The 11,874-nt window shown below is 65.6% G+C and carries 15 protein-coding genes; 7 read left to right on the plus strand and 8 right to left on the minus strand.

The features are described 5' to 3' along the window. Positions 1–44: 44 nt before the first annotated feature. Positions 45–473, minus strand: a complete 429-nt coding sequence (locus NMQ09_RS05705; RefSeq protein WP_255193480.1) for a universal stress protein — start codon at positions 471–473, stop codon at positions 45–47. 220 nt (positions 474–693) lie between these two features. Beyond that, on the minus strand, positions 694–840 hold the full coding sequence (locus tag NMQ09_RS05710; RefSeq protein ID WP_255194629.1) for a hypothetical protein: 147 nt from the start codon (positions 838–840) through the stop codon (positions 694–696). Here NMQ09_RS05710 and NMQ09_RS05715 point away from each other — a divergent pair. The 3 genes from NMQ09_RS05715 to NMQ09_RS05725 are packed head-to-tail and all read left to right on the plus strand — an operon-like array spanning position 809 to position 3,593. Then, positions 809–1,879 carry an inorganic phosphate transporter gene (locus NMQ09_RS05715; RefSeq protein WP_425607266.1) on the plus strand — a complete coding sequence of 357 codons (1,071 nt, stop codon included), beginning with the start codon at positions 809–811 and terminating at the stop codon, positions 1,877–1,879. The two genes, NMQ09_RS05710 and NMQ09_RS05715, sit on opposite strands and share 32 nt — an antisense overlap. Positions 1,880–1,915: 36 nt before the next feature. Next, positions 1,916–2,344 (plus strand): universal stress protein, encoded by a 429-nt coding sequence (locus NMQ09_RS05720; RefSeq protein ID WP_255193481.1) that lies wholly within the window; start codon positions 1,916–1,918, stop codon positions 2,342–2,344. Between the two features lie 40 nt (positions 2,345–2,384). Further along, positions 2,385–3,593, plus strand: a complete 1,209-nt coding sequence (locus NMQ09_RS05725) for an inorganic phosphate transporter (RefSeq protein ID WP_255193482.1) — start codon at positions 2,385–2,387, stop codon at positions 3,591–3,593. Between the two features lie 154 nt (positions 3,594–3,747). Here NMQ09_RS05725 and upp read toward each other — a convergent pair whose 3' ends face one another. Continuing rightward, positions 3,748–4,425, minus strand: a complete 678-nt coding sequence (gene upp / locus NMQ09_RS05730) for a uracil phosphoribosyltransferase (protein WP_255193483.1) — start codon at positions 4,423–4,425, stop codon at positions 3,748–3,750. Between the two features lie 58 nt (positions 4,426–4,483). On the opposite strand from upp, the gene NMQ09_RS05735 reads away from it, so the two are divergent. The 4 genes from NMQ09_RS05735 to NMQ09_RS05750 all read left to right on the plus strand — a co-directional run bounded on the left by NMQ09_RS05735 (position 4,484) and on the right by NMQ09_RS05750 (position 7,871). After that, positions 4,484–4,900, plus strand: coding sequence for an SRPBCC family protein (locus tag NMQ09_RS05735; protein WP_255193484.1), 417 nt, complete (start codon positions 4,484–4,486; stop codon positions 4,898–4,900). A 244-nt stretch (positions 4,901–5,144) separates the two neighbouring features. Next, positions 5,145–5,861 carry a DUF5828 family protein gene (locus NMQ09_RS05740; protein ID WP_255193485.1) on the plus strand — a complete coding sequence of 239 codons (717 nt, stop codon included), beginning with the start codon at positions 5,145–5,147 and terminating at the stop codon, positions 5,859–5,861. A gap of 97 nt (positions 5,862–5,958) precedes the next feature. Beyond that, complete coding sequence (locus NMQ09_RS05745; protein WP_255193486.1) at positions 5,959–7,149, plus strand: inorganic phosphate transporter; 1,191 nt, start codon at positions 5,959–5,961, stop codon at positions 7,147–7,149. A 56-nt stretch (positions 7,150–7,205) separates the two neighbouring features. Beyond that, the gene (locus tag NMQ09_RS05750; protein WP_255193487.1) at positions 7,206–7,871 is read left to right on the plus strand and encodes a hypothetical protein; all 666 of its coding nucleotides are present in this window, start codon (positions 7,206–7,208) and stop codon (positions 7,869–7,871) included. A gap of 144 nt (positions 7,872–8,015) precedes the next feature. On the opposite strand, the gene dph5 is transcribed toward NMQ09_RS05750, so the two are convergent. The 5 genes from dph5 to NMQ09_RS05775 form a co-directional block, all read right to left on the minus strand. Further along, positions 8,016–8,804 carry a diphthine synthase gene (gene dph5, locus NMQ09_RS05755; RefSeq protein ID WP_255193488.1) on the minus strand — a complete coding sequence of 263 codons (789 nt, stop codon included), beginning with the start codon at positions 8,802–8,804 and terminating at the stop codon, positions 8,016–8,018. 85 nt (positions 8,805–8,889) lie between these two features. Further along, positions 8,890–9,447 (minus strand): PH domain-containing protein, encoded by a 558-nt coding sequence (locus tag NMQ09_RS05760; RefSeq protein ID WP_255193489.1) that lies wholly within the window; start codon positions 9,445–9,447, stop codon positions 8,890–8,892. Beyond that, positions 9,444–10,037, minus strand: a complete 594-nt coding sequence (locus tag NMQ09_RS05765; protein ID WP_255193490.1) for a PH domain-containing protein — start codon at positions 10,035–10,037, stop codon at positions 9,444–9,446. The genes NMQ09_RS05760 and NMQ09_RS05765 overlap by 4 nt, the downstream gene beginning before the upstream one ends. A gap of 216 nt (positions 10,038–10,253) precedes the next feature. Next, complete coding sequence (dps, locus tag NMQ09_RS05770) at positions 10,254–10,919, minus strand: DNA protection during starvation protein (protein WP_255193491.1); 666 nt, start codon at positions 10,917–10,919, stop codon at positions 10,254–10,256. A gap of 315 nt (positions 10,920–11,234) precedes the next feature. After that, the gene (locus NMQ09_RS05775; protein ID WP_255193492.1) at positions 11,235–11,690 is read right to left on the minus strand and encodes a ferritin-like domain-containing protein; all 456 of its coding nucleotides are present in this window, start codon (positions 11,688–11,690) and stop codon (positions 11,235–11,237) included. Between the last annotated feature and the right edge of the window lie 184 nt (positions 11,691–11,874).

Consider the following 11,874-nt stretch of genomic DNA (forward strand, 5'->3'; position numbering starts at 1 on the left):
GTGACGGCCATCGCTCTCTCAGCCGACGATCGACACCGCGTTCGTCACCTGACGACCGTCACTGGAACCGGTGAGCGATTGAAGACGGTTTTGGCGACGTTGCCGACCAGATACCGCCTGAGCACGTCGCCGCTGTGCCGACCGTGACTGCCGAGGACGACCGTGTCGAACTCCTCGGCGCGTCGGACGATCGCCCGACCTGGCTGGCCGAGCGCGAACTCGGTTTCGAGTTCCGCGTCGTACTCGGCGGCCACCTCGCGGGCGCGCTCGAAGACCGGCTCGGCACGTCCCTCGGCGACGTCCTCGAGGTCCTCCTCGAGCGCGAGGCTCGTCGCCTCACCCATGAACGCCGACGGGACGCCGACGACGTGGAAGACGGTGACGTCGGCGTCGGGGTGGTTCTGTAGGGCGTACTCGAGTGCCTTCTTTGCCATCTCGGAGTCGTCCATCGGGACGAGGATGCGAGAGATCATGGGCTGACTACGTGGCGAGGGGGAACAATCGTTGGGGAGACAGTCGGTGACGGGACCCGGCCGGCCGGACGGAGCGGCGGAACGAGTATGAAATAAACCACAGGCTACTAACATGTTCCCGAAGAACTACCGTGATTGGCTCGCCGTGCGCACGAAAACAGACGGCAGACGGCACGCTCCCGTTCGATACGCTACTTATTTCAGTATCTCACTCGTATTATCAGTCGATGATTGAGACTGTTCTTCTCGTCGGAGTCGTCGCCTCAATCTTCGTTGGATTCAATATCGGCGGTTCGTCGACCGGGATTGCGTGGGGGCCGCCGGTCGGTGCCGGTATCGTGAAGAAGACGACGGCGGCGGCGATCATGACGTTTTTCGTCTTTCTCGGTGGCTGGACCGTCGGCCGAAACGTGATGGACACGCTGAGCGGAGAGATCATCACGATCGACCTGACGCTCACGGCTGGTGTCGCCGTCCTCTTCTTCATCGGGCTGGGGATCCTCGTCGCCAACATCTTCGGCGTCCCCGTTCCGACCTCGATGACGACCGTCGGGGCGATCGCCGGCCTGGGGCTAGCGACCGGGACGCTCAACTACGTGGTGATCGCCGAAATCATCTCGTGGTGGGTCGTCACGCCGATCATCGGCTTCTGGATCGGCGGCGTCATCGGACGCTACATTTATCCAGAGATCAATCGACGGGTCACGATCGAGAAGTCCGACGGCCCGTTGCTCGTCCTCGACCGGAGCGGGACGATTCCGAAGCCGGCGTTCGGTCCGAACACGACCTGGTCAGAAGTCGCCACGACGGCAGTCGTGATCGTTATCGGCTGTTACATGGCGTTCAGCGCCGGTGCGAGCAACGTGCCGAACGCCGCCGCACCGCTCGTCGGCGGCGTTGGCGGCCTCCCCGACGATACCGCCATCATCATCGCCACGCTCGCGATCGGACTCGGGGGATTCACGATCGCTCGCCGGACGATGGAGTCTGTGGGTGGCGAGTTGAGCGATATCCCGTTGCTCGCTGCGCTATTCGTCATGGTGACCGCCTCGACGATCACGACATTTCTCTCCTACATCGGCATCCCGATCAGCCTCGTGATGGCGACGGTGATGACGATCGTCGGCATTGGATGGGGCCGGGCAACCCGTCCGATCACGTTCCGGGAGGCCGTTACGCGCGACACCGAAGAGACCGAGATCGTTACGGGGGCGATCACCGCCGAAGAGATGGAGGGTGAACCGTCTCCAGCGATCGGCGAGGAAGAGCCGGAAGCGGTGCTCGAGGCGGGCGATCTCTTCAACCCGCAGGCAGTGATCAAGTACGTCTCGATGTGGATCATCGGGCCGTCGATGTCGACGATCCTGGCCTACGGCTTCTTTATCCTCGTTCCGGGAGTCGCCTGACGAGGACTTAGGTAGCTGGATGGCGGCGTAGGACACATGCTTTCACGAATCCTCGTTCCGATGGACGACTCCGAACACGCCGGCCACGCCCTCGAGTACGCCCTCGAGAACCACCCCGAGGCCGACGTCACCGTCTTTCACGTCGTCGGGGTTCCCTCGATGATGATGGGGGAGGCGGTGGGACTCGCCCTCGAAGACGACATCAGTGACGCCGCCGCCAAACGCGCCGAACCCGTTTTCGAACGGGCCCACGAAATCGCCGACGAACGTGACCGGGAGATCGACACGATCGTCGGGGTTGGCCACCCGGCCCGGAACGTCCTCGGACGGGCCGAGGAGTACGACACGATCGTGCTCGGCGCCCACGGCGAAGACTGGAGCCGGGCGACGCGCCAGTTTCTCGTCGGGAACGTGGCCGAAACGGTGTCCAAACGAGCGCCGGTTCCAGTCGTGATCGTTCGGTGAACCAGAATAACTTATCCCGCGCCGTTTCGTTACCCCATTCGTGATCGACGCACTGTTACTGATCGGGGTGCTCGTCGCGATCTTCGTCGGGTACAACATCGGCGGCGCGACCACGGGCGTCTCCTTTGGCCCGGCGGTTGGCGCGAAGGTCCTCTCGAAGCTCGGCGCAGCCGCGTTGATGTCGATTTTCTTCTTCCTCGGCGGCTGGCTGATCGGCCCGGCCGTCGTCGAGACGCTCGGCGAGGGAATCGTTCCGGGAGCCGTCATGACGCTCGAGACGGGCATCGCCATCCTGTTTTTCATCGGACTGGCGCTGTTCATCGGCAACGTCTTCGGCGTCCCCGCCTCGACGTCGATGACGGCCGTCGGGGCGATCGCTGGCCTGGGGCTGGCGACGGGGACGCTCAACTGGGGCACGATGGGGCAGATCGTCTCGTGGTGGCTCGTCGCACCCGTCGTCGCCTTCTGGATTAGCGGCGTCATCGGCCGGTACTTCTATCCGACGATCAACGAGTGGGTCGCCATCTCTCGACGCGAAACCCACCTCTGGGTCGTCGAACGGAACTCGCTCGTCCCCACCGTTCGCGCGGCGGAGGGGACGGGCCGTCGCGAGCTCACGGGCTCGCTGATCGTGGTCGCCATCGGCTGTTACATGGCGTTCAGTTCGGGTGCATCGAACGTCGCCAACGCGGTCGCCCCGTTGGTCGGTAGCGGCGCGCTCGAGTTCGACGAGGGGTTCCTCGCCACGTTCTCCAACATGGAGTGGGGCGTCATCATCGCCGGCGTCGCCGTCACCATCGGCGCGTTCACGATCGCCAAGCGGACGCTCGACACGATGGGCAACGACCTCACCGCCCTCCCGCTGACCGCCGCCGTCGTCGTCATGACCGTCTCGGCGACGATCGTCACCCTGCTGTCGGCGATCGGCATCCCCGTCCAGCTCGTGATCGTCGCGACGATGAGCATCGTCGGGCTGGGCTGGGGACGGGCGACGCGGACGACGACGGTCTCCGAAGCCGTTCGCGGTGAAGAGACGACCACCGTCTCGGTGGGGGCGCTCACCGCCGAAGCGGAGGGCGAAGAGATGCCCGCGATCGGCGAGGAGGCGGCTGCCGACATCCCGAAAGCCTCCGACCTCTTCGATCCCTCGACCACGGCCCGGGTCATCCTCATCCAGAACTTCGTCCCCGTCCTCGCGACGATCGGCGCGTACCTCACCTTCCGGTTCGTCCCTATTTTCGGTCTCTAAGGCGGCCCCGGAACGCCGACGCTGAGTGCGGGGGAGAGCCTTGCCGTTCGAGTCCAGGTAAGAGCCCTGCTGCTCGAGTCGAAGGGGAGAGTCCCGTCGCTCGCGGCGTGAGACAGCGACCGGCCACGACCGAAGTCGTGGTTCGATCCAAAGACTAGTTCGTTCGGAACGCGCGGTCGCCGGCGTCACCGAGGCCGGGGACGATGAAGCCGTTCTCGTCGAGGTACTCGTCGATCGAGACGGTCAGCAAGTCGACTTCGGGGAACTCCTCGCCCACCCGGAGCAGGCCGTCGGGTGCCGACACCGCCGAGAGGACGATCAGGTGCTCGGGCTCCGGCGAGTTCTCGATGACGTGCTCGAGTACCGTACACATCGTGCTGCCGGTGGCGAGCATCGGGTCGGCGACGATCACCGTATCCTCCTCGTGAATCTCGGGGAGTTTCACGTAGTCGACCGTGATCGGGAACTTCCCCTCCTCGTTGCGGCCGGCCTCCTCGTTTCGACTCGCGCTGATGACGCCCTGTCTGGCGCGCGGGAACGCCTTGAGCAGTCCCTCGACGAACGGCGTCGCCGCCCGCAGGACGTTGATGATCACCACGTCGTCGAGCCCCTTGACGCGCTCGCCCATCGTCTGCTCGAGCGGCGTCTCGATCTCGACGTACTCGGTCTCCATCCGTCCGTCGATGATCTCGTAGCCACAGATCCGGCCGAGTTTCACGAGCCCCTTCCGGAAGCTCACCTGCTCCGTTTCGACGTCTCGAATCCGCGAGAGGGTGTCTTTGGCCAGTGCGTGGGTGACGAGGTAGGCCTCGTCTCGGTCTTCGATCGGCATGTCGTTCGGAGACGCGCACGCCGGGGAGTATAAGGTGTCGGTCCGAGAATCGCCACCGATGCGAACGGTCGACGTCTCGCGCGCGGTCCGTGCCCAGCCGGCTGCCGTCGATCGGCTGCTCACGCCCGAAACGATCGTCGAGTACGAGGGCAGTTTCACCGTCAGAGGGATCGACGAAACCGACGACGGCTGGATCGTCACCGCCGGCTCGCGGGGACTCCAGCTTTCGCTCCGGTTCGAAGCGCTCGAGGACGAACCCGGCTTCTACTACGAACTCGAGGGCGAGGACGGCCCGCTCGAGGTGATGGAGACGACCCTCTCGATCGCGCCGGAGAACGAGGGGACGCGCGTCAGCGCCACGTCGACGGTCCACATGGGCGTTCGACCGGTGGGGCTCGCCGACCGGATCGCCGCCTGGAAGCGAAAGGGGGAGCTGAAACGTGCGCTGGCCGAGCTGGCCGCGGACGTCGAGTGAGTTCGGTGAGTGGGTGAACTCGGTGACGTTCGCGAGCGGATCGGACTCGAGGACGTTGAACTTCGCGTTCGTCGGCGGCTGTCTCGGCCGGCTCAAGCGTCGCCTCGACGAGACTTTGTTTTCGATCGTTTACGGCCGCTGCCAGGGCGCGACGTCGGGTCGGCGCGGTCGATGACCGGTCGCCGCCAGTACTGACGCAGCGAAGAAGTTTATACCAGGCGGCGTCATAGCCCCGTTCAATCGGATGGAAGAGAGCATCTCGGGGTTCAAGGTCCGCGGTGACTGGAGCGACGTCGTCGAACACGGCGAGCGCATCACACACGCGCTTCGGGACGCCGGGGTACACGACCCCGACAGCGATACGGGCGCTCGCTTCGCCCGCGCGTTCGAGGAGTGGGAGGAGTGGCGCCCCAAGGCCCACGAGACGCTCGAGAGCGACGTCAGCGAGAAGACCGCCGAACAGGCCCACGTCGAGGAAGGGAAGGGCGAGAAGGCCGGCAAGGGTCCCGACGAGGATATCAAGACCGCCGGCGAGAAGCTCTCTGAGTCCTACGAGGCGCTCGAGGACGACGACGCCGGAAACGCGGTCGACACCTGGAAGGAGTCCGTCGACTACGTCGCCCGCGCGGCCGACACCGCGGGACGGAAGGCACTCCGTCGGGTCGAGGACACGGTCTACCAGCGCGTGATGACCCAGCTCGCGCCGTACTACTTCGACAACGAACTCGTCAGCGCGAACATCCAGCAGTCGGGTCGGGGCAACGGCGAGGGATTCGTCTTCGAGGTGAACGTCAACGACGATCGGCTCAAAGGCGACGTCTCCGATCGGCTCGCCGCGTACGAAGACGAGGTCGACCGCTGGCACGTCGAGACCGAGAAAGATACCGAGACCGTCGAAGCCATCGAGGGCGTCGAGGCACCGCCGGAGCCCGAGGACAACTCTCGGTCGACGACGAACTGATCGACCGTGATCGCGCTTGCCGATCCGCAACGCCGATAAGCGGACGATCGTCTCAGGTCGCCACACACTTGTAGTGGCCGCCGATAGGGTCCCCTAGATGGTCGACATCGCGACGCTCGGAACGTTCGCCGTGGCCGCGATAGCGAGCTTCTTTATGGCCTGGACGATCGGCGCCGGCTCGAGCGGGTCGACGCCGTTCGCGCCGGCGGTCGGGGCGAACGCGATCTCGGTGATGCGAGCGGGCTTTCTCGTCGGAATCCTCTGCTTTCTGGGGGCGGTCTTTCAGGGGGCGAGCGTCTCCGAGGCAGTCGGTGGCGACCTCATCGAGGGGGTGACGCTCTCGGCGGAGGCGGCGACGATCGGGCTGACGATCGCCGCGGTGCTGGTCGCCATCGGCGTCTTCACGGGCTACCCGATCGCCACGGCGTTCACCGTGACGGGGGCCGTGATCGGTGCCGGGTTCGCGATGGGCGGCGATCCGGCGTGGTGGAAGTACCGGGAGATCGCCGCCCTCTGGCTGCTGACGCCGTTCGTCGGCGGCGCCATCGCGTACGTCACCGCCCGGGCGCTTCGCGAGGAGCCGATCCCCGAACGGAAGGTCGTGCTCGTCCTGGCTGGCATCGTCGGCGCGTTGCTCGCGAACATCGAGTTCGCGATGCTCGGGCCGCCCGACGGGGGCGCGTCCATCGCCGTCACCGTCTCGAACGCGGTCCCGGCGTCGCCGTCCGTCGCCGTCGTCGCCGTCACGCTCGTGATCGCCGTCGCTTGCGCTGGAGCACTCCGCCTCGACATGCGTAACGGCACGAGCGTCGCCGAACGCCACTTCCTGCTCGTGATGGGCGGGCTCGTGGCCTTCTCCGCCGGCGGGAGCCAGGTCGGCCTCGCCGTCGGGCCGCTCGTTCCCCTCTCGGACGACGTCGGGCTGACGATCACGGCGTTGCTGCTGGGCGGCGGCGTCGGCCTGCTCGTCGGGGCCTGGACTGGCGCCACCCGGATGATCAAGGCAATCTCCCAGGACTACTCCTCGCTCGGACCCCGGCGATCGATCGCCGCGCTCATTCCCTCGTTCGCTATCGCCCAGGTCGCCATCCTCTACGGCATCCCGGTCTCGTTCAACCAGATCGTCGTCAGCGCGATCATCGGCAGCGGCTACGCCGCGGCGGGCGCCGGCGGGGGCGTCAGCGGCCGGAAGATGGGCTACACGGTCCTCGCGTGGGTGCTCTCGCTCGCGGGCGCGATCGTCGTCACCTACGCGGGCTTTCTCGCGTTCACCTGGCTGCTCGGCTGATCGTCGCCCTGACGACGGATCGAACGGCCTTTATTCGCCCGGAAGCGAGTTCGATTATGGACGACTCCCGAACGGTTCACTGGCGACGGGACGCCTCGACCTCCCGGACCGTTCGCGTACTCTGGGCGCTCGGGGTCGGGACGTTCCTCGCCGCGATTGCACTCATCGTCTTCGGTCGGTTCTACGGACTGACGGCCGAGACCGGCGGCCAATCGATCGTCGTCGCCACGCTCGCCGCCGCTGCCGTCGCGATCGTCGCCGTCGTCCTCGCCGGTCAGGCCGACGACCGACTCGAGCGACTGGGCCGGTACGTCCCGTTCTGGACGCCGAGCGGGGGCAGCTTCAGGCAGGCACTCGACGCCGCCGCCGGCGCGGTCGTGATGGGCGCGATCATCTTCGCGCTCGTGCTCTTCGTCGGCCCCGGCATCGGCTTCGGGCTGGCAACCGCCACCATCCCCTTCGCGGTCGTGTTGATCATGCTCTCTTCGTTTCTCCAGTCGGTCGGTGCACTCGACCTCGAGGAGGGGCGCCTCTACCTCTACGAGCCCGAGGTCTCGGTCGATCTCGACCTGATCGAGGACGTCTCGGTTCGTCACGTCGGCGACGCGGCGATGGTAAAACTCGCCTACGAGCAACCGAACGGACAGTACGTTCAGGGCCCACGGCGGCTCGTCGTCCCGCCGGGAATCGCCCGCGAGCTGCAGGCGATCGTTCGATCGTAGCCGGGTGCGTGTTCGTTCGGGCGGTGGCGACGTGACCGCCCCGTCGCTCGTCGGTTCACCGTTCGCTCCGTCTGGGCCGCTCCTTCGCGAAAGCGCGTTCCGCGTCACTTCAGCGTCGAGTCACACGCCACACTCGAGCCGGTTTCAGGCGACCTCGAGCGTCTCGCGATCCGCCCCGGCGAGTTCGACCAGCGCGTCGGCCTCGAGCAGGTGCAACTCGGCGGGGATCACGAGCAGGTGCAGCGGCTCGCCGAAGTCCCGATCGGCGAGGGCGGACATCGTTCCAGCCTCGATCAGGGGCTCCGGGCTCCCCGCGCGGGCGACGACGACGCCCACGAGGTCGGGGTACGCCTCGGCCAGGAGCTCGGCGCCGACGTCGGCGGTCATGTACTCGTCGCCCTCGGCTCGCTCGTGGCCGACTTTTATGTCGAGGTAGATGACGGTGTGGACACCGCGCTCGCGGTTCTCCTCGATGGTCTCGGTGACGCTCGCGGGCAGCCCCTCCGCGCCGTGGGCGTAGGGGAACGGCAGCGTCGTCGCCTTGCCGAAGCGGTAGTTCTGGAGGCCGGTGAGCGAACTCGTGGCCGTCTGTGCGGTCACCCCGTGGATCACTCGCGTCTCGATCCCCCGCTCGTGGGCGCGCAGGCGGAGGTCGACGTGGGTCGTCGAGATCATCGTATCGCCCGCGGTGAGAAAGGCCACGTCTTCGGTTTCGGCAGCCTCGAGTACGTCCTCGGGGTGCTGTTCGACGCCCGGCCGGTCCCGGACCTCGATCTCGATCCCGTGGTGGTCCTCGAGGGACTCGACCGTGGTCCCGATCAGCTTGCTGGTGTAGAACTCGGCGTAGGCGCGGTCGGCCGCGCGGAGGGCTTCCTGGCCCTCGACCGTGATCGACCGCTCGTCGTAGAGGCCGAGGCCGATGAAGGTGAGCATAGCGGTCGTAGCGCCAGCGCGCGCTATAACGTTTCGAGTCGAGTCCGCGACGTTCTCGAGATCCAGCCGGGTCGAAAGCGAGGTGTCACTCCTCGCTCAGTCGCCGTTCGATCGACTCCATCGCTTCCCGGGTCGCCCGCAACTCCTCGAGGAGTTCCTCGAGCGCGGCGTCGTCGATCGTGACCGGCTGGCGCCCGCCCCGGTCGGTTCGATCGTCCGTGGGCGCCCGCTTCGTCGCCGCGCTGTCGAGTCGCGACTGGACCGACAGCGGATCGGGCACGTGGTCGAGGGTCATCTCGACGCCGCTGCCGCCGGCGGTGCTGATCTGGACGGTTCCGAACCCAGCGTAGCGACCGAGGACCCCCTGTCGGTAGCCGGTGTCCTGGATATTCTCGTGGCCGATGTCGGTGACCGTTCGGGAGAGCACGCCGGTCTTTTTGAACACGCTGTCGGTCGTGATCACGTACGCCGTGTTCTTCAGGTGCAGGTACGTCGAGGCGATGATCACCAGTCCGAGCCCGAATAGGGGAATCAGCGCGAACCCGACGGCGAACGCCCACGCGTACCCCAGTAACGACGGCTCGCCCGACCAGATGAGTTCCTCGTCGTCCTCGAGTGTCAGCCAGTCGTACTCGGCGCTCACGACAACTCACCTCCCTGCTCGAGTGCCCGGTCGATGCGCTCTGCGGCCGCCCGCATCGTGCGGAGTTCCGTGAGCAGCTCGTCGACGGTGTCAGTACTCGAGGGACCGTCCCTGCCAGCTGTCCCCTTGCGGGCCTTCGCGACCTGTCTATCGACCTCGACCGTCACCGTCGACGGATCGTCGACCAGGTGAAACGCGAGCGTCGCCCCTTCTCCGCCGGCGGTACTGAACGAGATCGTCCCGTAGCCGGCGCGCGTTCCGAGGATTCCCTGAGTGAGTGTGGTGTCCTGGATGTTGTGGAGGCCGATCTGCGTGACCGATCGGCCGAGTATGCCGTACTTGGCGTAGACGTACTTCGTCGAAACGACGTAGTCGATATTCGTCACGTACACGTACCCCAGGTAGCTGACGGCGGCCCACGCGAGCCCGCCGAGGACGACGCCGGGAAGCGTCGACCAGACCGCCCCCAGCACCACCGGAATGGCGAGGGTTGGGATGGCGATCCAGAGTACGACGTGCGGACGGGGGCCTCCCGACCAGACGACCTCCTCGTCGGAGTCGAGAGCTGCCCACGGGAACGACGCTGACATACGTCGACCTTCCATCCGCCGAGGATCAGTGTTGTGATTGCCGTTGAAAACGACTGGATTCGAGTAGCCAGAGCAGTCGAAATTCCTCGTCGCTCCGAGCGGTCGATGGGGAGCGTGGCCGGTTCTCCCTGCGTCGCCCGTACCGGCTTCACCGCGTTCTGACGAGCAGACCGGGTTCGTTCAGCCGTTTTCCGAAAGAAGCGTCTTCAGGGCTAATCAAGCGCTCTCGTTGAACCGCCGGTTCGTCGAGTACGGCGCGTCGCCCGGTTCGCCCCGGACGAAGTGACCGGCCGGGTTGATCTCGCCGTCGCGCTCCATCGAGAGCAACTCGATGAACCACGCCTCGTGTTCGATCTCCTCCTGGAGGATTCTCGAGGCCATGTCGTACGTTCGCGGGTCTTTCCCGTTAGCGGTCATGTCACAGATTTCCGACCACGTACGGATCGCACAGCGCTCGGCCTCGAGCAACACCTCGAGGATGCCCTCGGCGTCCAGTCCAGACGTGTCGAAGCCGCCCTCGTCGTCCATCGGTGTCGGTACTTCCGCGTCCGGACACGAGGCGCGGTCGGCGAAGTCCCGAATGTCGTTCGGGAGCGCGCCGCCCAGCTCGTACACCCGCGGGACGACGAGTTCGAAGTGGGCGCGGTCCTCGAGGCGGGCGTCCTCGGTGATCTCCTTGTAGTCTTCGTTCCCCGCCATGTGCATCCGGAGGTTGGTGTAGTAGTAGTACGTCGTGAACTCGGCGCCGATCGCGTCGATCAACTTCTCGCGGAGTTCCTCGGGTTCGACGCCACGTTCGCGCAGCACTTCCATCCCGACGCGCTGGCTGGTGTCGCCGGGTGAGATGCTGCCGCTGGCGTGAGGTTTGTCACTGTCTGACATCGGCACCACTCACCACCACGGACTCCCCTTTAGTCCTTTTAGGTACTCGTCTTATACGTCCGCGAGAAGGAAGCCTCGGCCGGATCGATCCCAGTTCGGTTCGTGGCGGTATAGTAACCGTTGAAAGTCATTACACACCCGGTCACGACCGTTGGCGGGCACCCTCGCCAACGAGACCGAGGCTGCCCGCTCGGCTGTGACCGGGTGTAAATCGTTTCAACGAGTACTATATCGTAGCGGGGACCCGTCGTTGCACGCCGATCACAGCCGAACGGGTGTAAATCGTTTCAACGAGTACTATAGCTCTCCGGCTGATCAATCCGTGGGAAACTCCTTCTGGAACCCCCTGAACTCGGTGTGGTGTGCTTCCTCGTCGGCGAGGACAGTGACCGCTACGTCCTCAGTGACCGGGTCGTTCGCCTCTCCTGCGGCCTCGTAGAGCGCGCGATAGGTCTCCATCGCGTTCTCCTCGGCCTCGAGAACGCCCTCGATGACCGACTGGACGTCGGTCGTATCAGCCGGCGGCTGGAGGCTCGACTGGCGGGCTTCGAACCCCTCCGAGCCCGGCGGCGACTCGTCGAGTTGTTTCAGTCGCTGACCGAGCAACCGGGCGTGCTCGAGTTCCTCCTCGACGTCCTCGGCGAGGCTCTCTTTCACCTCTTCGGCGTGGACCCCATCGAGGACGATCGAATTGGTGAGGTAGTTCATTACGGTCTCGAGTTCGTCGACGTACGCTTCCGTGAGCAGGTCGATGACTTCGTCCGACGTCATTGCGACTCGTAGTACGACGGGCCGACGTATAATGCCCACCTGCCCCGTGAGAACTGCGTCCGGACCGACCCCACCGGACGAACGTCCACTCGAGGGTGCGCGCCAGCCGCCGTGAGTATAGATACGAAGATTTTAGAGAAAAATTTACATCGCGTGTCAACGCCCTGGTGGGCAACAATAGGTA

This window comes from Natronobeatus ordinarius, assembly GCF_024362485.1.
Lineage (GTDB): Archaea > Halobacteriota > Halobacteria > Halobacteriales > Natrialbaceae > Natronobeatus > Natronobeatus ordinarius.